The following is a 26,005-nucleotide window of genomic DNA, read 5'->3' on the forward strand; positions in this document are numbered from 1 at the left end:
GAAGGGGCGACGACGCCATGGCCGATGAGTCCACCGACGCGACACCCGAACACGCCGTGCTGGTGGGTGCGATTCCGGGGCAGCCGTCCCGTGTTCTGAAGGAAGCCGCGCGTTATGCCGCGCTCCTCGGCGCGCCGCTGGTGGTCGTGCACGTCGATGTGACCAGGTTCGTGACCTACGAGGATCCCGACGGCTACGTCCATTCCGCTCCCCTGGACCTCAACATCGCCACCGGTGAAGGCGACCTCGCCGCGGTGACCGCCGCCGCCACGGCCGCCCTCGCGGGCACGGGCGTCGACTGGTGCGTCCGTCAATTGGTCGGCGACCCGGCCCTGGCCATGAAGCACCTGGCCGACCACACCGACGCGCGCCTGATAGTCGTGGGCACGCGCCGCCGCGGCATCGGCGAGTCGATCCGCGAGTTCTTCACCGGATCGGTCGCCGCACGGCTGGCGCACCGTCAGCACCGCCCGATCCTCGTCGTGCCGCTGGGCGAGCCGGCTCGCGACGACGAGGAACTCTGGCCCGAAGCCTGATCAGTCACCCAGCGCGCGGGCGACCTCGCGGGCGGCGGAATCCAATGCCGCGGTGAGGTCGTCGACGACGCTCGGGGGCACGGCGCCCCCGCGGGCGACGTGCACGCGCAGGGTGCTGCGCACGCGGGAGCGGAACTCGGTCAGGGCGGCATCGGCGCGCTGCAATTGGGCCCGGCTGTCGGCGCGGGAGTCGTCGACCGGGGCGTGTGATGCGAACGACCGGTCGGTCTTCGCGGCCGCGGCGAGGTCGGCGCGAAGGCTGCGCATGGCCTCCCGCACGTTGCCGCGCACCTCGTCGGCGATGAGTCGCACGCTGTCGGCCAATCCCTCCTCGATGCCCTCGAGGTCCCCAGCCCGGGCGGTCACCTCGGCTCGGCCGGCGTCGGTGATCTCGTACACCGTCTTGCGGCCGTCGGCGAACTTCGTCACCAGCCCTTCCTCCTCCAGCTTCGCAAGGCGTGGATACACCGTTCCGGCGCTGGGGGTGTACGTGCCCCCGGTGCGGTCGGACAGTGCCTGGATGAGGTCGTAGCCGTGTCTCGGGGCCTCCGCGAGCAGATTCAGCAGGTACAGTCGCAGGTCGCCGTGCGAGAAGACCGGAGGCATCACCACACCTCCGAGTCCGGTGCGGACGCGACCGCGTCGGGCGTACCGGCCGCCGGGCGGCGCAGCACCGTGACGTCGCCCGAGACGCTGTGCGCGCGCACGTCGACGAACGAGCCGCTGAGCTCACCCGTGGAGCCGGTGAAGTTGACGCCGACGCCGCTGGCGCTGGAACGGGTGACGCCGTCGATGAGCACCGTGCCGCGGACGCTGCGCACGGCGTAGTTGGCGGCGAGATCCGGGTCGAGTCGCACCGTGGCGTTGCCGGCGACGGTGTTGATGGTGACGGCTTCGGTCGGTCCGGTCGAGTCGATCATCAGCGCACCCGACACCGTGTCGATGCCTGCCGTGCGCAGGGACCCGGAAGCCGCGATGTCGCCGGACACGCTGTTGGCGCTGAGGGCGCCGACGAGGCCCCGGATCTGCGTGTCACCGGATACGGCGTTGACGGACACGTCGCCCTCGAGCCCGTCGACGATGATGTCGCCCGACACGGTGTTGAGTCGGGCGTCCGTCCGCAGCCCGGTCACGAGGGCACTGGCGCTGACGACGCCCAGCGTGAGGCTCACGGTCCGGGGCACGGCGACGCTGATCTCGGCCTTGGGGCCGCCGGCACCGAAGTTGCGGAAGACCTGCACGAAGTTGTCCCAGCGCAACTGCGGGTGGTCGATCTCGAGCGCACCGTCCGTCGCCTCGATGCGCAGATCCTTCACGGTGACCCCGTGCACCTCGATGCGTACCCCGGGTTCATCGTGGGCCACGATGTCGACCTGCCCACCGACGAGGCCCACTTTCAGCGTGCGGATGCCGTCGACGTCGATCACGCGAGTCTCGCCGGGATGGATGATCCACTTCTCGATGGCCATGTCTGCTCCTGGGTTCGGTGGTGCGATATATCGCGTTTCGCAGGAGGGTAACACGATATATCGCGACTATGCCAGGGGTGGGGTGTGGAACGCCTTTCGAGCGGGGTGCTGGAGGGTTTGACCTTGACGCGGCGTCAACCCGTAGCGTCGGTGCCGAAGGGAGATGGGCATGGAATGGTCCATTCAAGACGTCGCCCGGCTCGCCGGGACGACCAGCCGCACACTCCGGCACTACGACGACATCGGGCTTCTCGTCCCCTCGAGCGTCGGCACCAACGGCTACCGCCGCTACGACGAGGCGGCGCTGGTGCGACTGCAGCGCATCCTGCTCCTTCGCCAGCTGGGGCTGGGGCTCTCGGGCATCGCCGACGTGCTGGCCCGCCAGGCCGACGAGCAGGATGCCCTCGAGGCGCACCTGGCGTTGCTGCGGCAGGAGCAAGACAGATTGACGCGGCAGATCGCGGCAGTCGAATCGACGATCGGAGCACTGAGAGGAGGTGAACAACTCATGGCACAGGGCATGTTCGACGGCTTCGACCACACGCAGTACGAATCCGAAGTGGTGCAGCGCTGGGGGTCCGAGGCGTATGCGCAGAGCGACCGCTGGTGGCGGGGGCTCGGTGCGGACGAGCGGGCGCAGTGGCAGGACGAGACGGCGCGGCTCGCGAGCGACTGGAAGGATGCCGCCGCGCGCGGCATCGCCCCCGAATCCGACGAGGCCCAGCAGCTCGCGGCGCGTCACGTGGCGTGGTTGACCGGGGTGCGCGGCGCGCCGACGTCGCGCGACCAGGTGAAGGGATACGTGCTCGGCTTGGGCGAGATGTATGTCGCCGACCCGCGGTTCGCGGCGAACTACGGGGGTCAGGCCGGCGCGGAGTTCGTGCGCGACGTGTTGCGCGTGTACGCGCAGCACGCGCTCTGATCCCGCAGACGCCACAAGGGCCCGGCGCGATGCGCCGGGCCCTTGTTCGGGTGAGGTCTTAGACCCTCTTGTTGCCGCTGATCACGCGGAAGAGGAAAGCGATCAGTGCGATCACACCGACGATCAGTGCCACCCACAGCAGCCAGCTGAGCGCGGTGTTCATACCACCGACGATGGCCAGAATGATGGCGACGACGATGATGATGAGGAGTGCGATGTTCATGGGGGCTCCTTGTTATGTCTCCCACACCCACCGGGGAGCGGGCGTTGAGCGCGGGTCAGCGCTCGCAATCACGCTAGCGATCCTGTGTGTTAGCCGACGAACCCTTGACGGCGCAGCTCGCACCCTGATAGAACGTGCGCGCGTCCGCTGTCAACCCCGTGCGTGCAGATCCTCCGGCGCCTAACGTCAAGGAACCCGCTGACGAGGAGGCAACATGCCGCAGGGTCGAGGAGCGAACAGTCTCAAGGATCCCGAGCTGTACGAAGAGCTGCGCGAGGGCGGGGCTTCCCAGCAGAAGGCCGCGCGTATCTCCAATGCGGCCGCTCGCGACGGCCGCTCCAGCGTCGGTGGGCGCGGTGGCAAGGCGGGCGACTACGACGACTGGACCGTCACGGACCTGCGGGGCAGGGCGAAGGAGCTCGGCCTCTCCGGATACTCCGGCAAGCGCAAGGCGGAGCTGATCGACATGCTCCGCAACCACTGACGGTGCCGCGTCTTCGGCGCGTGCGCCCCGGGGTCGACGCGGGCATCCGGCGTGTGCGCTCGGGATCCGGGTTCCGCTACCTCGATGGTCAGGGTGAACCGTGCAGCGCAGAGGACCGAGAGCGCATCCTGGCCCTGGTGATCCCGCCGGCCTGGCGGGATGTCTGGATCAGCGCCGCCCCCAACGGGCACATCCAGGCGGTGGGCGTTGATGAGGCTGGACGCAGTCAGTACCTCTACCACGCGGACTGGGCGCCCAAGCGGGACAAGGGCAAGTACGCTCGCGCGCTGCTGTTGGCCGAGGCGCTGCCGCGGGCGCGGGGACGCGTGACGGCGGCCCTGCGCACAGACGATCTGAGTCGGGAGCGGGTGCTGGCTACCGCGTTCCGGCTGCTGGATCAGGCTGCCGTGCGCATCGGGTCGGAGCGTCACCTCTCGCGGACGGGAAATCGAGGGCTGACGACGCTCCAGCGCCGCCACGCCACCGTTGACGGATCGACGGTCACGCTGAGCTTTCCCGGCAAGAGCGGAAAGCGTCAGCTCATCGAATTCGACGACGCCGACCTGGCCGCGGTGCTCGCCGTGCTGACCGCCGGCCGGCCCGGATCACCGCTGCTGTCCTGGGATCGGGGCCGGCAACGTCAGCCCTTGACGCCGAAAGAGGTCAACGCCTACGTGCGATCGCTGACCGGCGGCGACTTCACCGCGAAGGACTTCCGCACCCTGCGAGGCACGGTTCTCGCGGCCGACACCCTCGCCCGCATCGGCACGGTCGACCGCAAGCGCGACCGCAAGCGCGCGGAGGTCCTCGCGGTCAAACGCGCCTCCGATGCGCTGGGCAACACCCCGACGGTCGCCCGCGGTTCGTACATCGACCCGCGCGTGTTCAGCCGTTACCGGGCGGGAAGGCTGCTGGACACCTCCGTCTCGCCGGAATCGGCGATCCGCGCGCTGATCCTGCAGAGCGTTCCCTAGCCTGAGCGCGTGGCACGGTTCTCATGGGTGACCCTGGCGGTGGTCGTGCTCGGTGGCGCCCTCGGCGTCGCGGCCCGTGCGGCTCTCGTCGTGCCGTGGGGTACCGACGCGCACCCGCTCGTCGTGCCGGGCGTGACGATGCTCGTCAACGTCACCGGGTCCTTTGCGCTCGGGTGGCTCGTGGGCCGGCTCGGAGAGCGCAGGCCGCGTCTGCGCGCCTTCGCCGGCACCGGTGTGCTGGGCGGGTTCACCACCTACAGCGCCTTCGCCGTGCAGTCGGTGGAGGTGTTCGGGGCCGCGCCCGTGACCGGGGTCGCGCTGGCAGCGGTGGCGGTGGTCGGCGGTGCCGTGGCGGCGGCCTGGGGTCTGGTGATCGGACGCAGGCAGCGTGCTGCGCGGCACGAGGTGGAGGCGGCGGCATGATCAACTGGGACATCGTCGCCCTCGTCGCCGCCGGTGGGGTCGGTGCCGGCGCGCGTTACGCAGTGGATGCCGCGGTGATGCGCGGGCGCACCGACGCGTTCCCGCTCGGCATCCTGCTCATCAACGTCTCGGGATCCCTGGCACTGGGCTTCCTCGTCGGCCTCGGCACCCTCGTCTCGCCGGAGTGGGGGACGATCATCGGGGTGGGACTGCTCGGAGGATTCACCACCTTCAGCACCGTCAGCGTCGACGCTGTGCTTCTGGCCCAGAGCGGTCGGAGGGACTGGGCCGTGGTCAACCTGGCGACCACCGCCGCTCTGGCGGTGGTCGGCGCCGCGACCGGCATGGTCGTCGGGGGCCTCATCCCGCGCTGACCCGGCGCGTATGCCGCGTGGGATACTAGGACTCGATACATCCGCGTATCGGCCGCGCTCGCGGCGTTCTGTACCCCCGCAACAACGCTCGCAAAGGCAGCCCGTGTCGAACCTCGCCGTCCTGAGCCTGAAGAACCGCGCGCTCATCGCCCTCATCACCATCGTCGCGGCCGTCTTCGGCGGACTGGCGCTGACCAACCTCAAGCAGGAACTGATCCCCTCGATCGAGTTCCCCGCGCTGACGGTCGTCGCGACCTACCCCGGCGCATCGCCCGAGGTGGTGTCCAACGACGTCTCCCTCCCGATCGAGAACGCGATCCAGGCGGTTCCCGGGCTGGAATCCACCACCGCGACGAGCACGACGAACGCCTCGATCATCCAGGCCTCGTTCACCTACGGCACGGATCTCGCCACCGCCGAGCAGAAGATCTTGCAGGCGATCAACCGCATCGAGGGCCAGCTGCCCGAGTCGGTCGACCCGCAGGTGTTCAGCCTGTCGATCGACGACCTCCCCGTCATCCAGCTCGCCGTCACCGGGTACGACGATGAAGCGGCGATCCAGGAGCTGCTGGAGTCCACGGTCATCCCGGACCTCGAGGACGTCCCCGGGGTCAACTCCGCCGAGGTGGTCGGGGGTGCCGGCCAGCGGATCACCATCACACCCGACCAGGCCGCGCTCGCCGCGGCCGGATTCAGCCAGCAGGCGATCAACGACGCCCTCGACCAGAACGGCATCCTCTTTCCCGGCGGCGGCATCACCGAGGCCGACCGCACGTTGACCGTGCAGACGGGGGCCAAGATCACGTCGGTCGAGGAGATCGGCAACCTGCCACTGGTCCCCACCGACGCCGCCCAGTTCGGCGACGATGTCGTGACGATCGCCGACGTCGCCACCGTCGAAGCCGGCAAGGACCCGCAGACGTCCATCTCGCGGGTGGATGGCGAGCCGGCGCTGACGATCGCGGTCACGAAGCTGCCGTCGGCCAACACGGTCGAGGTGTCGACGGGTGTGCTCGATGCGCTTCCCGGCCTCGAGGATGCGCTCGACGGCGCCGCGACGTTCACTGTGGTGTTCGACCAAGCGCCCTTCATCCAGGAGTCCATCGCGGCGCTCGCCGAGGAGGGTCTGCTCGGGCTTGCCTTCGCCGTGCTCGTGATCCTCGTCTTCCTGCTCTCGGTGCGCTCGACGCTGGTCACCGCCATCTCGATCCCCACGAGCGTGCTCATCACGTTCATCGGCATTCAGGCGTTCGGCTACTCGTTGAACATCCTGACCCTCGGCGCCCTGACGATCGCGATCGGCCGGGTCGTCGACGATTCCATCGTCGTGATCGAGAACATCAAGCGTCACTACGTCGGATCCGCAGACAAGATGCGGTCGATCCTGCTGGCGGTGCGAGAGGTGGCGGCGGCCATCACGGCCTCGACCATCACCACCGTGGCGGTGTTCCTGCCCATCGCCTTCCTCGGCGACGTGACCGGCGAGCTCTTCCGGCCGTTCGCGCTGACGGTGACGATCGCGATGACCGCGTCGCTTTTCGTGTCGCTGACGATCGTGCCCGTGCTGGCCTACTGGTTCCTGCGCCCCGGCAAGGAGCTCATCGGCCCCGACGGCGAGCCCATCGACCCCGAGGACCCGGCCGCCCCGCCCTCGCGGCTGCAGAAGGCCTACCTGCCCGTGCTGCGATGGACCCTGCGCCACTCGGCGGTGACCCTGCTGCTGGCTCTGCTGGTGCTCGCGGGCACTGTCGCCGTTGCGCCGTTCATGAAGACGAACTTCCTCGGCGACACCGGGCAGAACACCTTCACCGTGACGCAGGACCTCGGTCCGGCCGCGTCGCTCGAGGCGAAGGATGCCGCGGCCGCGATCGTCGAAGACGCGCTGCTGGGTGTCGACGGCGTCGAGACCGTGCAGGTGTCGATCGGCTCGAGCGGATCGGCGCTGGCCGACGCGTTCTCAGGTGGGGCGAGCGGGGCGACGTTCTCGGTCACCACCGACCCCGAGGCCGACCAGCTCACCGTGCGCGAAGACGTGCTCGACACGGTCGCGGATCTGTCCGACGTCGGAACCGTCGCGCTGTCGACCGGCGGCGGGTTCGGGTCGAGCGACATCGAGATCGACGTCACCGCACCCGACCAGACGACGCTGCAAGAGGCGACGGATGCCGTCGTCGACGCGATCGAGGGGCGCGACGGTGTCGAGCAGGTCACGACGAACCTGGCCGCCTCGCTGCCGTACATCGCCGTGGTCGTCGACCGTGACGCCGCGGCACGGCTGGGGCTGTCGGAGGTCGCCGTCGGCGCGCTGGTGTCAGGTGCGATGCAGCCGCAGCAGGTGGGATCGGTCGAGATCGACGACACGACGCTGACGGTCTACCTCGCCGCCTCCCAGACGCCGACGACGCTGGCGGACCTGCAGAATCTGCAGGTGCCGACCGCCGCGGGGCCGGTCGCGCTGTCGGAGGTCGCCACGGTCGAAGAGAGCCAGAGCCCCACTTCGATCACCACCGAGGGCGGCCAGCGCACCGCCACCGTCGTGGTCACCCCCTCCGGAGACGACCTCACCGCGGCCTCTACGGTCGTGAGTGAGGCGCTTGCGGGCGCCGACCTGCCTGCCTCGGCCGACGCCACCGTCGGCGGCGTGCTGTCACAGCAGCAGGATGCCTTCTACCAGCTGGGCCTGGCCCTGCTGGCGGCGATCCTCATCGTCTACATCGTCATGGTCGCCACCTTCAAGTCGCTCCGTCAGCCGCTGCTGCTGCTGATCTCGGTGCCGTTCGCGGCGACGGGCGCGATCCTGCTGCAGATCGCCACCGGGGTGCCGCTGGGCGTGGCATCCCTCATCGGCGTGCTCATGCTGATCGGCATCGTGGTGACGAACGCCATCGTGCTGGTCGACCTCGTCAACCAGTACCGCGTGAAGGGGCTCTCCGCGCACGACGCCACCATCGCCGGCGGGGCGCGACGTCTTCGTCCCATCCTGATGACCGCGCTGGCGACGATCTTCGCGCTGACCCCGATGGCGCTCGGGATCACCGGCAGCGGCGGATTCATCTCGCAGCCGCTCGCGATCGTCGTCATCGGCGGACTGATCTCGTCGACCGTGCTGACGCTGCTCGTACTGCCGACCCTCTACAACCTCGTCGAGGGCGCCCGTGAGCGCCGCCAGTCGCGGCGGTCGGGCGCGCTCGTTCCCGCGGCCGCGGGTGCCGCCGCCGTCGCTGTGCCGAAGAGTCGGCGGGACCTTCGTGAGCGTGGCGCGACGGGGTCGCTCCCGGTCGTGATCGCGAACGCGACGGGACCGGTCGGATCCGCGCCCGTCGACGCAGGTACCGAGCTTGACGACGCAACGACGGCGCCCGGCGCCGAGCCCGCCGCGGTGGATCCGACAATCGCGGATCCCGATGCTGCGGAGCCCTTCGTGACCGCCGAACCGACGGATCCGCCCACCGATGCCGCGACCGACACGGCGACCGAGGGCGCCCGGCTCTCTGCGCTCACGAAGGCCGTGCAGCCAGCCCGCGTGGGCGAGAATGCCCCCGCCGAAGCCGAAGCCGAAGCCGAAGCCGAAGCCGAAGCCGAAGCCGAAGCCGAAGCCGAAGCAGAAGCCCCGGTCGACGACGCGGACGCCGACCGCCGCTGACGTCAGTCGGCCCGGGTGATCACACCCCAGTGCAGCAGCCACTCCTCGCCCGGCTCGAGCATGCGGATTCCGGTGCCCGAGTTCAAGGCGTCGGGCGGGGCGGTCATCGGCTCGATGGCGATCGCCACGTCCTGCCCGGGGAAGCGGTCGGTCGTGAAGACCTGCAGGTAGTCGAAGCCGGGGCCGGCCCAGAGGTCGAGGCTCCTGCCGTCGGGTGCGGTGAGGACGGCGTGGGCGTTGCCGGCGCCGTCCCGCGCGACCGTGCCGTACGCGGTGTCGAGGTCGAGCTCGCCCACCGGGCGCGGCGTCCGCAGGTCGGTGGCGTCGTCCACGGGGACCTCGTCCACCGGCAGCTTCCGCTCATCGAGCAGGAAGCGGGTCGCGGCATCCAGCTGCACCGTCAGCTCGCCCGTCGGGACGCCCCCGATGCAGAAGTAGGGGTGCGTGCCCAGTGCGACCGGCGCGGGCATGTCTCCCAGGTTCAGGACGCGGTGGGTGACCGCGAGGGCGCCGTCGGTCACGGTGTACGTCACCTCGGTGGCGAGGTAGAACGGGTAGCCGGTCTGCGGGTACACATCGGCCGTCAGCGTGACGGTGTGCTCGGTGTACACCGCCGGCCGGTAGCCGACGAAGCGCAGCAGGCCGTGTGAGGCGTTGCCGGTCTGCGGCTCGGTGATCGCCAGCTGTCGTGTCACTCCGTCGCGCGTCCACTTTCCGTCGCGCACGCGGTTGGGCCACGGCACCAAGACGATGCCCGCCGCTGCGGGAGTCGGCGAACGGTCGGGGTACCGTGGCACGTAGTCGAACCCATCGACGGAGAAGGCCCGTAAAGCGCCGCCGACCTGCGATATCTCCGCCGTGGTGTTGCCGTGCTGCACCGTGAACCGGCGGCCGGTCGGGTCGTAGGGGAAGTGGGTGGTCATCCCGTCATGGTAGGCCGCTGGGCACTTTCACAGGTGGCACACATATACTCGTTTGGTCGGCTTCGGACACTGCGCGTGGTGCGCGTGGATGGGTTTGTGAGTCCAAGGGGCCGATGGTGGGCGTCGATCGACGTGCATGACCACTATCGATAATGGCCCCGGCCGACGGATGTCCGGGTTATACCTGCGTGCCAGCGGGTGCTGTTCTCGTGTGAAAGAGAACCCAGAAGGACATATCCATGCCCAAAAGCAAGAAGCCCGCAGGCGGCCGTCCGGCCAAGAACTTCGAGCCCCGCTACGGCGCGAAGACCAGCTTCCAGGACCGCAAGCGCCGTCCCGGTGAGGCATCGACCGGCACCGCCGGTTCCAAGAGCCCCAGCCACCGCGGCTACCGCGCCCCGGAGCAGACGACGGATGCCGCGCCCAAGCGCCGCTGGTCGGCGCAGGAGAAGGTCGGCCGCGACGAGGCCCGCACAATCCGCGCCCACGCTCAGGGCGATGACCGCGGCGCCCGCCGCTTCGACGACCGTCCCCGCCGTGACGCGGCCGACCGTCCCGCCCGCTCGTACGACGACCGTCCGGCGCGTTCGTTCGACCGCCCGCAGCGTGATGACCGCCCGGCTCGCTCGTTCGACGACCGTCCCCGCCGCGATGCCGGGGACCGTCCGGCCCGTTCCCACGACGACCGTCCGGCCCGCTCGTACGGTGACCGCCCGCAGCGTGATGACCGTCCGGCCCGTTCGTTCAGCGACCGCCCGGCTCGCTCGTACGACGACCGTCCCCGCCGTGACGCGGGTGACCGCCCGGCTCGTCCGTTCGGTGACCGCCCGCAGCGCGATGACCGTCCGGCCCGTTCGTTCAGCGACCGCCCGGCGCGTTCGTTCGACCGCCCGCAGCGTGATGACCGTCCGGCCCGTTCGTTCGGCGACCGCCCGGCTCGTTCGTACGACGACCGTCCCCGCCGCGACGCGGGTGACCGTCCGGCCCGTTCGTTCAGCGACCGCCCGGCTCGTTCGTACGACGACCGTCCCCGCCGCGACGCGGGTGACCGTCCCGCTCGTTCGTTCAGCGACCGCCCGGCGCGTTCGTTCGACGACCGTCCCCGCCGCGATTCGGGTGACCGTCCGGCACGCTCGGACTGGAACGCCGAGTCCAAGACGAAGGCCCAGCAGGACCACGTCGACGTCGTGCACGAGCGTCTGCAGGCCGAGGCCGTGCAGGCCGTCGAGGTCGCAGATGTGAGCTTCTCGAGCCTTGGCCTGGGCGACAACATCGTCCGCGTGCTCAAGGACCTCGGCGCGCCGAGCCCCTTCCCGATCCAGGCGGCCACGATCGCCCCGATCCTCGAGGGCAAGGACGTGCTGGCCCGCGGCCGCACCGGCTCCGGCAAGACCATCGCCTTCGGCGCGCCCCTCGTGGAGTCGCTGCTGCGTTCGCAGGACGGCAAGCGTCGTGAGTTCGGCCGCAAGCCGAAGGCGCTCGTCCTCGCTCCGACGCGCGAGCTCGCGCTGCAGATCGACCGCACCATCCAGCCGATCGCCCGCAGCGTCGGCATCTTCACCACCCAGATCTACGGCGGCGTGCCCCAGGCGCGTCAGGTCGGTGCGCTGAAGAAGGGCGTCGACATCATCATCGGCACCCCGGGTCGCATCGAAGACCTCATTGCACAGGGCAAGCTCGACCTCTCCGAGGTTCAGATCGTCGTGCTGGACGAGGCCGACCACATGTCGGAGCTCGGATTCCTCGAGCCCATGCAGCGGATCCTCCGCCTCGTCGCCGACGGCGCGCAGAAGCTGCTGTTCTCGGCCACGCTCGACCGCGAGGTTGCGGCACTGGTCGACGAGTTCCTCGTCGAGCCGGCCGTCTACGAGGTCGCCGGCGAGGACCAGGACTCCAGCACGATCAACCACCGCGTGCTCGTGATCGACCACCGCGACAAGGCCGAGATCCTGTCGTCGCTGGTGGACCGCGAAGGCAAGACGCTCGTCTTCGCCCGCACCCGCGCGTACGCCGAGATGCTCGCCGAGCAGTTCGACGACCAGGGCATCCCCGCGGTCGCCCTGCACGGTGACCTGAACCAGGCCAAGCGCACGCGCAACCTGCAGCGTCTCACCGACGGGCGCGTCAGTGTGCTCGTCGCGACGGACGTCGCTGCGCGCGGCATCCACGTCGACGACATCGACCTGGTGATCCAGGCCGACGCACCCGACGAGTACAAGACGTACCTGCACCGCTCCGGCCGTACCGGCCGCGCGGGTCGCGCGGGCACCGTCGTCACCCTCATCCCGCGTCAGCGCCGTCGGCGCATGACCGAGATGCTGGACCGCGCCGAGATCGAGGCTCCCTTCGACGAGGTGCGCGTGGGCGACGACCTGCTCGAAGAGCTGTCGGGCCGCCAGCTGGCGGACGTCGTCGCGTAACAGCGACACCTGAACGCAGCGCCTCGGATCTTTCGCGATCCGGGGCGCTGCCTCGTCTCCGCTGCAGGCGATCTGCGCGGTGCAGGAGATTCCGGCGGTGTTCGTCCTGCGCCGGTGACTTCTCCTGCACCGGCGACGGGAGCTGGCGGCATCCGCTTCCGCATCCCGCTGGCGTGGCCGGTATGAGGCGCGCCGGGCGGCCCCCGTGCGGCGTCTGTCGTCAGAAGAGCATGGGTGCGGCAGCCGCCGCCGTCACCGCCGCCTTGCCCCGCGAGGTTGTCACGACGGGGCCGGGCCGCGGCGGCCGGCGCGGTTCGTCGTCCTCCTCTGCGCCGTTCAGCCGGTGCAGCCGCAACAGGGGGCGCACGCGCCGGGCGAGCCAGGTGCGATAGGCCTTCGGTGCCATGACGGATGCCCCGGGGTAGAGGCCGTGGTAGGACGACACCAACTCGGGGTGCTCGCGGGCGAGCCACTGCAGGAACCAGGGCTTCACGCCCGGGCGCAGGTGCATCGCCCCCCAGACCACGCGTCCGGCTCCCGCCTCCGCGATGCGCCGCAGCGCGTCGTCGAGGACGGCGACCGAGTCGGTCAGGTGCGGCACGATCGGCATGAGGAACACCGTCACCCGAAAGCCCGCCTCGCGCGCAGCGCGCACGGTCTCCAGTCGAGCCTGGAACGACGGCGCCCCCGGCTCGATGGCCGCACGCAGCGATTCGTCGGCCACCGCGATCGACATCGCCAGCGACACCGGAACGTGCGCTGCCGCCTCTCGCAGCAGGGGGAGATCGCGGCGGATCAGCGTGCCCTTGGTCAGCACCGAGAACGGCGTGCCCGACTCGGTCAGCGCGCCGATGACGCCGGGCATGAGAGCGTACCGCCCCTCGGCTCGCTGATAGGGGTCGGTGTTGGTGCCGAGGGCCACCGTCTCGCGCGTCCAGGACCCGCGCCGCACCTCGCGCGCGAGCACGTCGGCCACGTTGATCTTGACGACGATCTGCGAGTCGAAGTCGCTCCCGGCATCCATGTCGAGGTACTCGTGCGTGCCGCGGGCGAAGCAATACACGCATGCGTGGCTGCAGCCGCGGTAGGGGTTGACGGTCCAGTCGAAGGGCATCGCCGAGACCGCCGGCACGCGGTTCAGAGCGCTCTTGCACTGCACCTCGTGGAATGTCATCCCGGCGAACTCGGGGGTCGTCACCGAACGCACCAGGCCGTCGATGCGCTCCATCCCAGGGAGCGCATCGGCATCCACGACTCCGAGTTCCTGCCCCTGCCACCGCATCGCTCCATGGGAACAGAACTTCGACACTATGTCAATGCGGACCCTTGTTGGAGTCGAACGCGGACGCGCCCGCGGGCGGTGCTCCCGCGTCGCGCCGGCGCGGGGGACAATGGACACGTGACGGACCCCGAACCGCCTGCATCCCGCCGCGCGCTGCGCACGGCGGGAGTCGGCGCGCCGTCGTCACGCCGCCGCGCCCGTCGGGCCGCGCGTCGGCGACGAGCGCTGGTGCTCGGTGGTGCGGCTGCACTGGTGCTGTGGGGCGTGATCGCGCTGACATCTGCGCTGCTGGGCGCGGCCGGCGAACAAGACGCCGTCGACGCCCAGTCCGCTCGAAGCGCGGCGCCGGTGCCCTGGGCCACGGCCCTTCCGGTGCCGACGATGGTCGGCACCGCGACGGCTGCCCCCTCGGCCGACGCGCAGCCATCGGCAGAGCCGACAGAGGGCATCTGCGCCGACGCTGCGGTGGCGGGGGCCCTGGCGGCCGGCGACGACGTCGCCGTGATCGCCGCAGCCGGGGGTGCGCCCGCGTTCCGTGAGGCCGTGGCGCGGGGAGCGGCGCCCTGCATCGACCTCGCCGATCCGGGCCGTATCTGGGTCGTCGTCAACAAGCTCCGCGCCTACGCCGTGCCGGACTACGCGCCGTCGTCGCTGGTGGCAGCGGGGTCGGTCCCCGGCGGCAATCAGGCGATCCTGCGGGCCGATGCCGCGGCGGCCCTGCAGAGCATGTCCGACGCCGCGCGCATCGCGGGCGCCGAGTTCGGCGTGCAGAGCGGATACCGCTCGTTCGGCATGCAGCAGTCGATCTACAACGCGCACGTCGAACAGCGCGGGGTGGCGGCGACCGAGTTGGTCAGCGCGCGGCCGGGATACAGCGAGCACCAGTCCGGGCTCGCCATCGACGTCGTCCCGTGCGGCAACGGCTGTGGTGGCCTCGACGATCTCGCCGGCACGGCCGCCGACCAGTGGATCCGCGCGCACGCGTGGGAGCACGGCTGGATCGTCCGGTATGAGGATGGCTACACCCCCATCACCGGCTACGCCTACGAGCCATGGCATCTGCGCTACGTGGGCGTCGACCTCGCGCGGGCGTACCACGACGGCGGGTTCCACTCGCTCGAGGAATTCTTCGAGCTGGCCCCCGCCCCGGACTACGCCGACTAGTCGGCGCGCGGCCCGGGGGCGGGGGCGTGGATCGGTGCCGACGCCTGGCTCAGGCGCCGCTGGGTGTCAGCTCCGACGCGGCCCGCTGCTCTTCCCACGTGGGGTAGTCGGTGTACGCCTCTTCGCCGCCGCCGTAGCCGCGTCTCAGGTCGGTCTCGTTGATGGGCCAGTCGTTCTGCATCCGCTCGACCAGGTCGGGGTTGGACATGTAGGCGCGACCGAAGACGAACAGATCCGCCTTGCCGGCGTCGAGGGCGTTCTGGGCGAGTTCCTTCGTCAGGTCGCCGGAGGCGATCACCGTGCCGTTGTAGCGCTCCCGGATGAACTCGTAAGGGAAGCGGTGCCAGATCTCACCGTTGACGATCTCGTCGTTCGGCTGGTTGGCAAGTGTCCGCAGGCTCTCGGGGGTCTGGAAGGCGACGTACGCGAGGTCGAGGTCGTTGAGTCGGTCCAGGAGGACCGAGTACGTCTGTTCCACCTCGTTCTCCGCGATGCCGTTGTACCGGATGTTCGGGGAGATCTTCACGCCGATACGGTGACTCGTGCCCCACGCCTCGATCAGGCGGCGAAGCACCTGGATGATGAACTCGGTGCGCTTCTCGGGGGTGCCCCCGAACTCGTCGGTGCGCTGGTTCGCCTCGTCCGAGAGGAACTGGTGAGGCAGGTAGCCGGAGGCGCCGTGCAGCTCGATGCCGTCGAAGCCGGCGGCCTTGGTGCGCACTGCGGCCTTGTAGTAGTCCTCGATGAGGTCCCAGGTCTCCGCCGTGGTCAATGCGTGCAGGTCGGTCGTCATCTGGGAGTACCCGCTCTGACGGGTGAAGATCATCGCGTCGGCAGGCACGGTGCTCGGCGCGACCATCTGCAGTCCGCCGTTGTTCACTTCGTGTCCGACGCGGCCGGTGTGCTCGGACTGCAGGAAGATCCGGCCGCCCTTCGCATGCACCGCGTCGGTCACGACCCGCCAGGCATCCTCCTGCTCCTGGGTCGCGATGCCGGGGATGTCGAAGTATCCCTGCCCGCGCCGTTCGGGCCAGGTCCCCTCTGAGATGATGAGCCCCGCCGAGGCTCGCTGTGCATAGTGCAGCGCCATCAGAGGGGTGGGAACGCCTTCGGGCGTCGCCTTGGCGCGGGTCATCGGACCCATGACGATTCGGTTGGGGAGAGTGAGGTCCTTCAGCTGGAACTCATCGAACAGGGAGGGCATGATCGCCTTTCGGTCTATGTGGTCAGACCACACGCTAGCAGTTGGGAGACGCCTGCGCACCACTTGTTTTCGGAAGCGAAGCGCCCACTCATGCGGCGGTACTCAGTGCCGCAGGTCGCGGCATCCGATCTCACGAAGGTCTACGCGCCGGACGCCCGACGGCCTAGACTCAGGGCATGGCGGCGCCGCCCATCCGAGCGCGCGGCCGCACCGAGACTGTGAGCAGCATGGCGGCCCGTCCGCCCACAAACCGAAGGGGGTTTGCGCATGGAGCGTGACATCTACGACGAGGACCACGAGGCATTCCGCGAGGTCGTCCGCGAGTTCATCAAGCGGTACGCGACGAACGAGAAGCGCGAGAAGTGGGATGCCGACGGCGAGATCGACCGCGAGACCATGCTCGCCGCGGGCGAGTCGGGCCTGATCGGGCTCTCGGTGCCGGAGGAGTTCGGCGGCGCCGGCATGCTGCAGGACTACCGCTTCCGCACGATCGTCAACGAAGAGGTCATCGGCGCCGGTGCCGGGTCGCTCGCGGGTGCCTTCGGCATTCAGGACGACCTCGCGGTGCCCTACATCGTGCACATGGGCACGCAGGCGCAGAAGGAGAAGTGGCTGCCCCGCATGGCCACCGGCGAGGTGCTCGGCGCGCTGGCGATGACCGAGCCCGGCGCCGGCAGCGACCTGCGCGGCATCAAGACCACCGCCAAGAAGGTCGACGGCGGCTACATCGTCAACGGCGCGAAGACGTTCATCTCCTCCGGCAAGACCGCCGACATCGTGGTGACCTTCGTCAAGACCGGTGAAGGCACGCGCCCCGACGCCTTCAGCCTGCTGATCATCGAGAACGGCATGGCCGGCTTCGACCACGGCAAGAAGCTGAACAAGATGGGCTCGCACGGTCACGACACCGCCGAGCTGTCGTTCACCGACGTGTTCGTGCCCGAGGAGAACCTCATCAGCGGCACCGAGGGCCAGGGCTTCGTCCAGCTGATGATGAACCTGCCGCTCGAACGTCTGTCGATCGGCATCGCCGCGGCATCCGCTTCGGAGGCCGCGCTGGCGTGGACGGTGGAGTACACCAAGAGCCGCGAGGCCTTCGGTGAGCGCATCATCGACTTCCAGAACACCCGCTTCAAGCTCGCCGACGTCGCCACGACGGTGGACGTCATGTGGGCCTACCTCGACAAGGCGCTCATGGCCTACAAAGAGGGCAAGCTCACGGGCGAAGAGGCCGCGAAGGTGAAGTTCTGGACCACCGACCGCGAGTGGGAGATCCTCGACACCTGCGTGCAGCTGCACGGCGGCTACGGGTACATCACCGAGTACCCCATCGCCCGGGCCTTCCTCGACGCGCGCGTGCACCGGATCTACGGCGGCACGAACGAGATCATGCGCGACATCGTCAGCCGCAAGATCGCCGGCAAGCGCTGACGCGCACCTGACGCACCGGATGCCGCGGTCCCTCCGGGGGTCGCGGCATCCGTCGTTCGTGCCGGTGCCCGCGCTCCGCGCCCGCGCCCGCCGCCGCATCCGCCCGTCGAGACACCGCGTTTCGGATGAGACACCACGCATTGCGTGGTTTCCCATCCGAGAAGTGATTTCTCAGGCGCTCCAGGGCGCCAACACGACGAGCAGCGCAGCCGTCACGATCCAGAAGACCACGACGAACACGGTGTCGCGCACCCGCCAGGGCACGAGGTGCCGCTCGGTGCGGTCGGGGTAGGCGCCGAAGGCGCGGGAGTCCATCGCCAGCGCCACCCGCTCGGCGTGGCGGATCGCGCCGGCCAGCAGCGGCACGAGGTACCCGCCGCCGCGGGCGACCGCCGCGAACGGCCCGCGACCGCCGTACGAGCCGCGCACCCGGTGCGCCTGACGGATGACGTCGAGCTCGTAGCGGAACCGCGGCACGAATCGGAAAGCCGCCAGCGCCGTGTACCCCACGCGGTACGGCACCCGCAGCTGCTGCACGAGGGCCCGCACGAGGTCGGGGCCGGTGGTGGTCAGGCCCGCCATCAGCGCCAGCGCGACGATCGCACCGAGCCGCAGCGCGGTGGCCATGCCGATCTGCAGGGCCCCGGAGTAGAGCGTCCACCCGCCCACCTGCAGCACCGGTGCGGTGCCGTCGACGCGCGCGGCATCCACCCACACGCTCATCCCGAACCCCACCAGCAGCACGCCGAGCGGCACGGCGGCGACCAGCACCGCCGCCAGGCGCCACGTCCACCGCGAGCCGACGATGACGACGAGGTAGGCCAGCACGAGGAACACCAGCGGCGTCGTGAGGTCGCGCGCGAAGACGAGCGCGGCCATCGCGGGCAGCGGCGCGGCGAACTTCGCCAGCGGGTTGAGTCCGTAGAGGAACCGCCCCGCCGGCGCCGGCCGGGCCTCGGCGTAGGGATCGGCGACGGCGGTCACGCGCCGCCTCCGGGAAGGTCGGCCAGGCGCACGACGGACTGCAGGCGCGGATGCCGCGTCGCACCGCGCAGGGCTTCGCGCAGCGGCGGCAGGCGCAGCCCTGCCCGCGCAAGCAGCGCGTCGTCGGCGAAGACCTCGGCCGTCGCGGCGTCGGCCAGCACCCGGCCGTCGCCGAGCACCACCGTGCGGTCGGCGTACTCGGTGACCAGCTGCATGTCGTGGGTCACGACGATGATCGTGGTGCCCTGGCGGTTGAGGTCGCGCAGCAGCGTCAGCAGCTCGTCGGCGCGGGCGCGGTCCTGGCCGAACGTGGGTTCGTCCAGCACCAGCACGGGCGCTCCGGCGACGAGGGCCGTCCCCACCGACAGCCGCCGCTTCTGGCCGCCCGACAGCAGGAACGGGTGCACGTCGGCCTTGTCCGCGAGCCCGAAGCGCTGCAGCAGCTCGTCGGTGCGCGCGCGTACCTGCGGCTCGGGCAGCTTCTGCAGCCGCAGCCCGTGGGCCAACTCGTCGAACACGGTGCCGGCGATGAACTGGTGCTCGGGATTCTGGAACACGAACCCGATGCGGCGGTGGAGCGTCCGCGCGTCGGCCCGGCCGGGGTCGATGCCCCCGAGGTCGACCTGACCGCGGGGCGGGCGCACCACGCCGGCGAGGGCCTGCACGAGGGTCGTCTTGCCGGCGCCGTTGGCGCCGACGACGGCGACGAACTCCCCGGCGCGCACCTCGAGGCGCACGTCGTGCAGCACCTCCCGGCGACCGCGCGTCACGGTGAGCCCCCGCGCCCGCACGACCGGTGCGGTGGTGCGACGTGCGTGGACGGATGCCGGTGCGGCGTCGTCGGCCGTGCCGGTCGCCGTGAGCGGCGGCGCCTCGGCCTGCAGTGCGTCGCGCAGTTCACCCGGCGACAGCGGCAGCGGGTCGAGCGCGTACCCGGCGCGGCGCAGCCGCAGCGCCGCCAGGGTCGCGGTCGGCAGCCACACGCCCATGTCGTGGAGTTCCGCGGCTCGCCCCCGCAGCACCTCGCCGACGGGCCCGTCCATCACGGTGCGACCCCCGGCGTCGAGGACGACCACGCGGTCGACGAGGCTGATCGCGGCATCCAGGTTGTGCTCGATCAAGACGATCGCCCGGTCGCCCGTCGCGGCGACGTCCCCCAGCGCCCGGTAGAACTCCTCGATGCCCTGAGGGTCGAGGTTGGCGGTCGGCTCGTCGAGCACCAGCAGCTCGGACTGCAGCGCCAGCGCGCAGGCGATCGCCAGGCGCTGGCGGCCGCCGCCGGAGAGGTGGTCGGGGTTCTCGGCCCGGCGCTCCCACAGCCCCACCCGGCGCAGCGCCGACTCGGCGCGGGACAGCACCTCGGGGGCGGGTACCCGCAGGTTCTCGGGCCCGAAGGCTACTTCGTCCAGAAGCGTCCCCGTCACCAGCTGGGCGTCGGGATCCTGGAAGACCATGCCCACGCGGCTCGCGAGGCGGGCGACGGGGGTGGTGGCGGCATCCTGGCCGGCGACGCGCACGCTCCCGGTCACCGCGGCGGGCACCGCCTGCGGGATCAATCCGTTCAGCGTCAGCGCGAGGGTCGACTTGCCGGACCCGCTCGGCCCGAGCAGCAGCACCACCTCGCCTGGGTCGACCGACAGGCTCGCCGAGATCGGCGCCGACGAGGCTGCGCCCTCGTAGCGCACGCCGAGGTCGCGCACCCGCAGCAGCGGTGGCGCCTGGTCGGGCAGCGCCGCCGGGGTGGACGCGGCGGACTCGTCGCGGGGGGCGGAGGTCACAGGCATCCAGAGCGCAGGGGGGACGGGGTCTCCTACAACGGTAGCCCGCCCTGACTTCGCTGCCAATCTGGCTGGTCAGCCCGTCGGGGATGCTCCGCGCCGCGGAGCCCTGCGCAGACCTCGGACCCGCTGCCGCCGGGACGACGGGCCAGAGTGGCAACAGCGCGCGGCGTGCACTTCATGACCACGAGTGATCTAGGCCGGTTCACGAGTCCGCTCGGGTCTCCGATTTCGAAGGAAGGCTGTCGCGTTTCGGACCTGTCGATTCACGCACGATCAACGGAGCGGGGTAGACGCGTCGGCCCGTCACTTTCGGGGCCTTGTCGAGGAGGGCGGCGACAGCATCCGAAGCCATATCTTCGATGGGCTGGTGCACGGTGGTCAGAGGCGGGGCGGCGAACTTCGCCTCTGGCGAGTCGTCGACTGACACTACCGATATGTCCTCGGGTACCCGCAGACCGGCTTCACGGATCGCGTGGAGCGCGCCCACGGCGACCATGTCGGAGGAGGCAAAAACCGCGGTGGGGACGGTCGTCGCGAGCATTTCTTGCATAGCGTGGTAGCCGCCTTCGCGAGTGAAATCAACTTCGAAGGCCGGGCCCGGGGTCCTCTCGGAGAGCCGATGCGCCTCTTGCCAGGCGAGGTGCCGCTCTTCTGAGCCCAGCGGTGACCCGAGAAAGGCCACGGAGTCGTGTCCGAGCGCGAACAAGTGTTCCAGTGCGAGGAAGGCGCCTGAGCGCAGGTCCGGCTGTAGTTGCGCGCGCGACGCAGTGGGGGCGTTCGTATCGAGGAGTACGAGTGGGGCCGAGATGCGTTGAAGCTGACCCGTCGCACTCTCGTCGAGCGGCGAGGCGAGGATGATTCCCGCCACCTGCCGGGCGTCGAGCTCGCGGACATGATCCACGGTTTTGGAAGGGTCTCCCAGGGTGCTGCCGATCATCACTCGCAGCCCTCGTCGCTCCGCTTCGGTCTCGACTGCGCGGGCGAGGCGGCCGATGTGCGGGTTGCTGATGTCGTGGATGATGAGCCCCAGCACTTCGCTGCGACCGAGGCTCAGTGCACGTGCCGCCGCGTTCGGCCGGTACCCGAGCTTGCGCACGGCGTCGCGCACCCGCGCGGCCGTTGCCGGGGCGACGGGTTGGGGTCCACCGTTCATCGTGTAGCTCACGACGGCGACACTGACTCCCGCGAGCTTCGCAACGTCCGCACGCGTGACGCCTCGAGACGACTGCGTGCTCACGTGCTCAGTCTCTCATAGGGTCGCAACGCCAGGACCGGGCGGCAAAACGGTGGGTGCGTCTCCGAAGTCCGGGATGTCCAGGCGTTCGCCGCCGCGCAGTGCCGACTCGTGGGCGATGATCCCCGGCAGCGTGAACCGTGCCGCGACCCATGCGTTGATGGTCGGCAATGTCGCCTCGTTCACCGCCGTGACGAAGTCATCGACGAGGAAGTGGTGACTGCCTTCATGCCCGTTGCGCTCGTGCGCGAACTCTTCGGGCAACCGTGAGCGATCGTGCACCAACGCGTAGCCCGACGCGAAGGCCTCCCGCAACGCGGGGTCCACATGTGCGAGCGCCGGATCGTCGAGCGACATCGAGGATTTCGTGGCGACCAAGCCGGAGATGTCTTCCACCCCCTCCTTGTTCTGCCAGACGGCGACGTTGGCGAGCTGTTCGAAGCTCGCCTCGGTTCCGAAATACCGGAAGCGCGACTCGCGGATGGGAGAGGGATAGCCGACGCGTCGCATCTCATTGATGCGCATGACGCCGCCATCGGCGAGCTCGAAGAGGGCAGATGCGTTCGAGAAGTCGTTGTCGAAGTTGCTTATCGTGCGGTCGAAGACGCCGTCGCCGCGTTCATCGCGGACGCCGATGCAGCTCACGCTGACGGCATGGCCGCCGATGGCACCCAGGACTCCGCCGATCGAATGCGTCGGGTAGAGCATCGGAGGGTAGCTCGCTGTCGCGCGCCAATCCTCGCCGCCGGAGTATTCGTACGCCGAATAGAAGCCCAGGTCCATGTCGTGGACGTAATCGCCTTCGCTGTAGAAGACACGGCCGAAGTCGCCGTTTGCGTGGCGGCGACGTGCATACACGGTGGCGGGGTTGTAGAAGCTCGTCTCGCCCATCATGTAGGTCAAGCCGGTCTCTTCCACGAGTTCGATGATGCGGCCGATCTCATCCCGGGTCATCGCCATCGGCACAGCGCAGTAGACGTGCTTGCCTGCCTCGAGCGCCTTCTCGACGAGCGGACCATGCGTCCAGCGCTGCGTGAAGATACCGACGGCGTCGATGGTCGGATCGGCGAGCATCTCCTCGAACGACCCTGCGACACCGTCGAGGCCCAGGCGCTCGGCGTTTTCACGCGCTCGTTCGGAGATGAGGTCGGTGATCACGACCCGGTCGACGCCGGGGTGGATCTTGAAAAGACGCGCGAAGTGCCCGGCGAACTGGCCGGCGCCGACGATGCCCAGAGAGAAAGACATGTGCTCTCGCTTCCATGCGGTGCCGTGCCCTGTGCCCGACGACAGGCGATCCTGGCACGGATGAACTACCCGCGTCAATTCGAATAATTACGCGGAAAGACAGGCTTAGGGGCGTATTTGCGCTCGCAATGTTTACTCGGGTACGGTCATCGCGACGTCGCAAAAAGCGAGGACCGGGAGCGGGCCGACCCGCACGAACCAGAGGTGAAGACGATGAAGTCACCAGTAGTTATGAGCACTGCCGCAGCCACTGTCGTGGTGTTGTCACTCTCGCTGGCCGGATGCTCGGGCAGCGACTCGGGGTCGACCACGACCCTGGAGTTCCAGACCGCCATCGGATCCGACTCGGCCCTGTTCCACGCACTCGAGGCTGCCGCCGAGGAATTCACCGAGCAGAACCCCGAAATCAAGATCGACGTCATCCCGCGGGCGAGCTCGTACGAATCGGACATGAAGGTCCGCCTGGCGGCGAACGACGTTCCGGACATCCTGGGAACGCATGGTTGGTCGCTTGCGCGGTACTCCGATTTCCTCGAGCCTCTGCAGGCTCAGCCGTGGAACGACGACGTGAATCCTGCGCTCGACGACGCGATGCGTGGAGAGGGTGGCGAGATCTACGCGCTCCCGATCGTGACCGCCGTCGCAGGCATGGTCGTCAACTACGACGTCCTCGACAGCGTCGGCGCGACCGCCGACGACCTCACGACCTGGGCAGGGTTCACGCAAGTGGCTCAGAAGGTCGCTGACGCCGGGATTCGACCCATCGTCGTCGGGGGCAAAGAGGGCTACCCCGGAAACATCGCGGACTGGATGCTTGCCGGCTACTACGACGACGCGTCGCTGGAACAGCTCAAGGGTGGAACATGGGTGGGCCAGCCCTACGAAGACATGCTGGGGCAGGTGGCGCAATGGAGCGAGGACGAGCTCTTCAACGAGGATTATTCGTCGGCGACGAGTGACGACATGGCGCGCGCCCTCGCGGACGCCGGCGCGGCGTTTGCCTTCACCGGCAATGGCCACATCACGGCCGCACTGCGCTACAACCCGGAGGCCAACCTCGGCTACATTCCGGTGCCCACGCTGGAGGGCGGCGAGCCGTTCCTCATCGGCGGCGAGGACGTGGCATACGGCACGGCACGTGACGGCGAGAATCTGACCGAGTCGATCAAGTTCCTCGACTTCCTCGCTGAGCCCGATCGCATCTCCGAGCTCGCGTCCGCGCACGGTGACGCCCCGTCGCTGCTGACCGCAGACGTCGACCTCGCCGGGCCGATCGCGAGCTCCTACCAGAAGTACGTCGTCGACTCTGCAACGGTCCTCAAGCCCTACTTCGATCGCGTCTACCTCCCCAACGGCATGTGGTCGACTCTCGTGACGACGACCGACGCCGTCATCACGGGGCAGCAGCAAGCTGCGGACGCCACGACGCAGGTGGCTACCGAGTTCGCAACCCTGTCCGCGCAGTCCAACTGACCAGGCAGAGGCGCGCGGGGTCGCGCGCCTCTGCCTGCGCTACCAAGGAAGAGACATCCATGGACACTGCAGTGACCATCGCGGTACGCGCGCCGCGCGTCCCGCGTCGGCGACGACCGTCAGGCGCGAGCCTGAACGCTCTCTATATCCCGGCGCTCGTTCTGTTCGCCGTGTTCACGGTCTATCCGCTGATCTCAGGTCTGCAGCTGTCGTTCACGGACTGGAACGGCTACAGCGGGGAGCGCGCACCGGTCGGGCTGGCGAACTACGCTCGCCTGTTGGAGGACCTCAACTTCCGCACCGCCCTGGCGAACACCTTCGTCTACGGCATCGGGTCGGCCATTCTGCAGCAGGTGCTCGGGCTCGGGCTCGCGCTCGCACTCAACAGGGTGATCCCCGGGCGCGGCATCGCCCGCACGATCATCTACCTCCCTGTGCTCGTCTCGCCCATCGTGATGGGCACCATGTACTACCAGTTGTTCCGGTACAAGGGGGGTGCACTCAACGACATCGCCGAAGCGCTCGGCGGCTCACCGGTGCTGTGGCTCAGCGACGCCACGCTCGGCATGATCGTCATCGTCGCGGTGAACTCGCTGCAGTTCGTCGGCATCTCGATGGTCATCTATCTCGCAGGGCTTCAGGCCGTCCCGCACGAGTACTACGAAGCCGCCGCCCTCGATGGCGCGGGCCCGTGGCAGCGGTTCCGGCACATCACGCTGCCGCTGCTGCAGCCGGCCTTCGCAACGAGCATGGTCCTCAACCTCATCGGCGGGCTGAAGCTGTTCGACGTGATCACCGTGATGACGGGCGGCGGACCCGGCAATTCCACCCATTCCGTTTCGTCACTTCTGGCGAAGACATACTTCGACAATCAGTCCGCCGGGTACGCATCGGCCATGGGTGTCGTCCTGTTCGCCATCATCGCCGTCCTCACCATCGGACTGCACGGCGCGCTCAACCGGAAGCAGGTGCAGTCGTGAACGACACTCGTCCTCTCGGCCGGATCACGATAAGCGTCCTCGTCGCCCTGGTGCTCGTCGTGCAGCTCGTGCCGTTCTATGTCACGCTCACGACGGCGCTCAAGCCGCGCACCGACCGGAGCTCTTCCTGGCTTTTCCCGCAGGGTGAGATCGCCTGGGAGAACTTCGCGACGGCCATCGAAGACGGCCACGTGCTCACCGCGATCATGAACACGGCGATCGTGACGGTCGTCAGCACCGTCTTGATCTGCGTGATCGCGGCGGCCGCCGCCTACCCGCTCGCGCGCAGGACCACGATCGGCAACAAGATGCTGCTGCTCGGCATCGTGGGGCTCATGATGATCCCGCCGCTCGCGACGCTGGTGCCGCTGTACACCCTGCTCCGCGACATGGGCGCACTCAACACGTATTGGGGATTGATTCTCGTCATGGTGGCAGGAGGGCTGCCGTTGGCCATCTTCCTCTACGCCGCCTTCATGCGTTCGCTGCCGATCTCGATGGAAGAGGCGGCACGGGTGGACGGGGCCAGCCAGATCCAGGTGCTGTGGCAGATCGTGGTGCCCACGCTCAAGCCGGTGACCGCCACCGTGATCATCCTCAGTTCGGTAGGGGTATGGAATGAGTTCGCGCTGTCGAACTTCATCCTCGCGAAGCCCGACACGCGCATGATCGCCCCGTCGATCAGTACCTTTTTCAGCGCGTCCGGCTCGAATTTCGGTGCGGCTGCGGCGGCGTCATTGCTCGCCGTTCTCCCCGTACTCATCGCGTATCTGTTCCTGCAGAGGCAGTTCATCGCAGGAATGGTCGCTGGATCTGAGAAGTAGCCCCCCGTC

Annotated in this window: 23 protein-coding genes; 13 read left to right on the forward strand and 10 right to left on the reverse strand. The window is 69.2% G+C overall.

The window, feature by feature from the left end; genetic code table 11:
• Nucleotides 1–17: 17 nt before the first annotated feature.
• Nucleotides 18–536 (forward strand): universal stress protein, encoded by a 519-nt coding sequence (locus QNO21_RS00530; protein WP_257519770.1) that lies wholly within the window; start codon nucleotides 18–20, stop codon nucleotides 534–536.
• On the opposite strand, the gene QNO21_RS00535 is transcribed toward QNO21_RS00530, so the two are convergent.
• A complete protein-coding gene (locus QNO21_RS00535; protein WP_257519771.1) occupies nucleotides 537–1,142 on the reverse strand; it encodes a PadR family transcriptional regulator in 606 nt (201 codons plus the stop codon). It lies immediately after the preceding gene.
• On the reverse strand, nucleotides 1,142–2,005 hold the full coding sequence (locus QNO21_RS00540) for a DUF4097 family beta strand repeat-containing protein (RefSeq protein ID WP_257516284.1): 864 nt from the start codon (nucleotides 2,003–2,005) through the stop codon (nucleotides 1,142–1,144). Before QNO21_RS00540 ends, QNO21_RS00535 begins: the two co-directional genes overlap by 1 nt.
• Nucleotides 2,006–2,174: 169 nt before the next feature.
• Here QNO21_RS00540 and QNO21_RS00545 point away from each other — a divergent pair, with 169 nt between their 5' ends.
• Nucleotides 2,175–2,927 (forward strand): MerR family transcriptional regulator, encoded by a 753-nt coding sequence (locus QNO21_RS00545; RefSeq protein ID WP_257519772.1) that lies wholly within the window; start codon nucleotides 2,175–2,177, stop codon nucleotides 2,925–2,927.
• Between the two features lie 58 nt (nucleotides 2,928–2,985).
• Here the strand turns inward: QNO21_RS00545 and QNO21_RS00550 are convergent, their stop codons facing one another.
• Nucleotides 2,986–3,150: a hypothetical protein gene (locus QNO21_RS00550; RefSeq protein WP_257516286.1), complete on the reverse strand. Its 165-nt coding sequence runs from the start codon at nucleotides 3,148–3,150 to the stop codon at nucleotides 2,986–2,988.
• 214 nt (nucleotides 3,151–3,364) lie between these two features.
• Between QNO21_RS00550 and QNO21_RS00555 the strand changes: the two genes are divergently transcribed.
• From QNO21_RS00555 to QNO21_RS00575, 5 genes are all read left to right on the forward strand, one after another.
• Complete coding sequence (locus QNO21_RS00555; protein WP_257516287.1) at nucleotides 3,365–3,634, forward strand: DUF7218 family protein; 270 nt, start codon at nucleotides 3,365–3,367, stop codon at nucleotides 3,632–3,634.
• 2 nt (nucleotides 3,635–3,636) lie between these two features.
• Complete coding sequence (locus QNO21_RS00560; protein ID WP_257519773.1) at nucleotides 3,637–4,608, forward strand: DNA topoisomerase IB; 972 nt, start codon at nucleotides 3,637–3,639, stop codon at nucleotides 4,606–4,608.
• Nucleotides 4,609–4,617: 9 nt separating this feature from the next.
• Complete coding sequence (locus QNO21_RS00565) at nucleotides 4,618–5,031, forward strand: fluoride efflux transporter FluC (protein WP_257519774.1); 414 nt, start codon at nucleotides 4,618–4,620, stop codon at nucleotides 5,029–5,031.
• Complete coding sequence (locus QNO21_RS00570; protein WP_257519775.1) at nucleotides 5,028–5,405, forward strand: fluoride efflux transporter FluC; 378 nt, start codon at nucleotides 5,028–5,030, stop codon at nucleotides 5,403–5,405. The genes QNO21_RS00565 and QNO21_RS00570 overlap by 4 nt, the downstream gene beginning before the upstream one ends.
• A 103-nt stretch (nucleotides 5,406–5,508) precedes the next feature.
• Entirely contained in the window at nucleotides 5,509–9,048 is a 3,540-nt protein-coding gene (locus tag QNO21_RS00575; protein WP_257519776.1) for an efflux RND transporter permease subunit, read from the forward strand.
• 2 nt (nucleotides 9,049–9,050) lie between these two features.
• Here the strand turns inward: QNO21_RS00575 and QNO21_RS00580 are convergent, their stop codons facing one another.
• Complete coding sequence (locus QNO21_RS00580; protein ID WP_257519777.1) at nucleotides 9,051–9,971, reverse strand: aldose 1-epimerase family protein; 921 nt, start codon at nucleotides 9,969–9,971, stop codon at nucleotides 9,051–9,053.
• A 239-nt stretch (nucleotides 9,972–10,210) separates the two neighbouring features.
• On the opposite strand from QNO21_RS00580, the gene QNO21_RS00585 reads away from it, so the two are divergent.
• Entirely contained in the window at nucleotides 10,211–12,391 is a 2,181-nt protein-coding gene (locus tag QNO21_RS00585; protein WP_257515950.1) for a DEAD/DEAH box helicase, read from the forward strand.
• 220 nt (nucleotides 12,392–12,611) lie between these two features.
• On the opposite strand, the gene QNO21_RS00590 is transcribed toward QNO21_RS00585, so the two are convergent.
• Nucleotides 12,612–13,673, reverse strand: coding sequence for an Rv2578c family radical SAM protein (locus QNO21_RS00590; protein ID WP_257519778.1), 1,062 nt, complete (start codon nucleotides 13,671–13,673; stop codon nucleotides 12,612–12,614).
• 117 nt (nucleotides 13,674–13,790) lie between these two features.
• Between QNO21_RS00590 and QNO21_RS00595 the strand changes: the two genes are divergently transcribed.
• Complete coding sequence (locus tag QNO21_RS00595; protein ID WP_257519779.1) at nucleotides 13,791–14,837, forward strand: M15 family metallopeptidase; 1,047 nt, start codon at nucleotides 13,791–13,793, stop codon at nucleotides 14,835–14,837.
• A gap of 49 nt (nucleotides 14,838–14,886) precedes the next feature.
• Here QNO21_RS00595 and QNO21_RS00600 read toward each other — a convergent pair whose 3' ends face one another.
• Nucleotides 14,887–16,041 (reverse strand): alkene reductase, encoded by a 1,155-nt coding sequence (locus QNO21_RS00600; RefSeq protein WP_257515947.1) that lies wholly within the window; start codon nucleotides 16,039–16,041, stop codon nucleotides 14,887–14,889.
• A 267-nt stretch (nucleotides 16,042–16,308) separates the two neighbouring features.
• On the opposite strand from QNO21_RS00600, the gene QNO21_RS00605 reads away from it, so the two are divergent.
• Nucleotides 16,309–17,472, forward strand: coding sequence for an acyl-CoA dehydrogenase family protein (locus tag QNO21_RS00605; protein ID WP_257519780.1), 1,164 nt, complete (start codon nucleotides 16,309–16,311; stop codon nucleotides 17,470–17,472).
• Nucleotides 17,473–17,643: 171 nt separating this feature from the next.
• On the opposite strand, the gene QNO21_RS00610 is transcribed toward QNO21_RS00605, so the two are convergent.
• From QNO21_RS00610 to QNO21_RS00625, 4 genes are all read right to left on the reverse strand, one after another.
• The gene (locus QNO21_RS00610; protein ID WP_257519781.1) at nucleotides 17,644–18,456 is read right to left on the reverse strand and encodes an energy-coupling factor transporter transmembrane component T; all 813 of its coding nucleotides are present in this window, start codon (nucleotides 18,454–18,456) and stop codon (nucleotides 17,644–17,646) included.
• Entirely contained in the window at nucleotides 18,453–20,234 is a 1,782-nt protein-coding gene (locus QNO21_RS00615) for an ABC transporter ATP-binding protein (RefSeq protein ID WP_374211418.1), read from the reverse strand. The genes QNO21_RS00610 and QNO21_RS00615 overlap by 4 nt, the downstream gene beginning before the upstream one ends.
• A 205-nt stretch (nucleotides 20,235–20,439) precedes the next feature.
• Nucleotides 20,440–21,474, reverse strand: a complete 1,035-nt coding sequence (locus tag QNO21_RS00620; RefSeq protein WP_257519782.1) for a LacI family DNA-binding transcriptional regulator — start codon at nucleotides 21,472–21,474, stop codon at nucleotides 20,440–20,442.
• A 12-nt stretch (nucleotides 21,475–21,486) separates the two neighbouring features.
• Entirely contained in the window at nucleotides 21,487–22,719 is a 1,233-nt protein-coding gene (locus tag QNO21_RS00625) for a Gfo/Idh/MocA family protein (protein ID WP_257519783.1), read from the reverse strand.
• 231 nt (nucleotides 22,720–22,950) lie between these two features.
• On the opposite strand from QNO21_RS00625, the gene QNO21_RS00630 reads away from it, so the two are divergent.
• Genes QNO21_RS00630 through QNO21_RS00640 form a run of 3 tightly spaced genes read left to right on the forward strand, consistent with a single transcriptional unit; the run spans nucleotide 22,951 to nucleotide 25,996 of the window.
• Entirely contained in the window at nucleotides 22,951–24,192 is a 1,242-nt protein-coding gene (locus QNO21_RS00630; RefSeq protein ID WP_257519784.1) for an ABC transporter substrate-binding protein, read from the forward strand.
• A 59-nt stretch (nucleotides 24,193–24,251) separates the two neighbouring features.
• A complete protein-coding gene (locus tag QNO21_RS00635) occupies nucleotides 24,252–25,172 on the forward strand; it encodes a carbohydrate ABC transporter permease (RefSeq protein ID WP_257519785.1) in 921 nt (306 codons plus the stop codon).
• Nucleotides 25,169–25,996 carry a carbohydrate ABC transporter permease gene (locus QNO21_RS00640; protein ID WP_257519786.1) on the forward strand — a complete coding sequence of 276 codons (828 nt, stop codon included), beginning with the start codon at nucleotides 25,169–25,171 and terminating at the stop codon, nucleotides 25,994–25,996. The genes QNO21_RS00635 and QNO21_RS00640 overlap by 4 nt, the downstream gene beginning before the upstream one ends.
• Nucleotides 25,997–26,005 lie beyond the last annotated feature (9 nt).

Source organism: Microbacterium sp. zg-Y818 (assembly GCF_030246905.1).
Classification (GTDB): domain Bacteria; phylum Actinomycetota; class Actinomycetes; order Actinomycetales; family Microbacteriaceae; genus Microbacterium.

What these genes read in the sequence shown, in the direction of transcription:
- QNO21_RS00635 (WP_257519785.1), top strand. Translation starts at nt 24,252, where the DNA reads ATGGACACTGCAGTGACCATCGCGGTACGCGCGCCGCGCGTCCCGCGT.
- QNO21_RS00585 (WP_257515950.1), top strand. Translation starts at nt 10,211, where the DNA reads ATGCCCAAAAGCAAGAAGCCCGCAGGCGGCCGTCCGGCCAAGAACTTC.
- QNO21_RS00625 (WP_257519783.1), bottom strand. Translation starts at nt 22,719, where the DNA reads ATGTCTTTCTCTCTGGGCATCGTCGGCGCCGGCCAGTTCGCCGGGCAC.
- QNO21_RS00590 (WP_257519778.1), bottom strand. Translation starts at nt 13,673, where the DNA reads ATGCGGTGGCAGGGGCAGGAACTCGGAGTCGTGGATGCCGATGCGCTC.
- QNO21_RS00535 (WP_257519771.1), bottom strand. Translation starts at nt 1,142, where the DNA reads ATGCCTCCGGTCTTCTCGCACGGCGACCTGCGACTGTACCTGCTGAAT.
- QNO21_RS00530 (WP_257519770.1), top strand. Translation starts at nt 18, where the DNA reads ATGGCCGATGAGTCCACCGACGCGACACCCGAACACGCCGTGCTGGTG.
- QNO21_RS00570 (WP_257519775.1), top strand. Translation starts at nt 5,028, where the DNA reads ATGATCAACTGGGACATCGTCGCCCTCGTCGCCGCCGGTGGGGTCGGT.
- QNO21_RS00545 (WP_257519772.1), top strand. Translation starts at nt 2,175, where the DNA reads ATGGAATGGTCCATTCAAGACGTCGCCCGGCTCGCCGGGACGACCAGC.
- QNO21_RS00555 (WP_257516287.1), top strand. Translation starts at nt 3,365, where the DNA reads ATGCCGCAGGGTCGAGGAGCGAACAGTCTCAAGGATCCCGAGCTGTAC.
- QNO21_RS00605 (WP_257519780.1), top strand. Translation starts at nt 16,309, where the DNA reads ATGGAGCGTGACATCTACGACGAGGACCACGAGGCATTCCGCGAGGTC.
- QNO21_RS00550 (WP_257516286.1), bottom strand. Translation starts at nt 3,150, where the DNA reads ATGAACATCGCACTCCTCATCATCATCGTCGTCGCCATCATTCTGGCC.
- QNO21_RS00580 (WP_257519777.1), bottom strand. Translation starts at nt 9,971, where the DNA reads ATGACCACCCACTTCCCCTACGACCCGACCGGCCGCCGGTTCACGGTG.
- QNO21_RS00540 (WP_257516284.1), bottom strand. Translation starts at nt 2,005, where the DNA reads ATGGCCATCGAGAAGTGGATCATCCATCCCGGCGAGACTCGCGTGATC.
- QNO21_RS00600 (WP_257515947.1), bottom strand. Translation starts at nt 16,041, where the DNA reads ATGCCCTCCCTGTTCGATGAGTTCCAGCTGAAGGACCTCACTCTCCCC.
- QNO21_RS00630 (WP_257519784.1), top strand. Translation starts at nt 22,951, where the DNA reads ATGAGCACTGCCGCAGCCACTGTCGTGGTGTTGTCACTCTCGCTGGCC.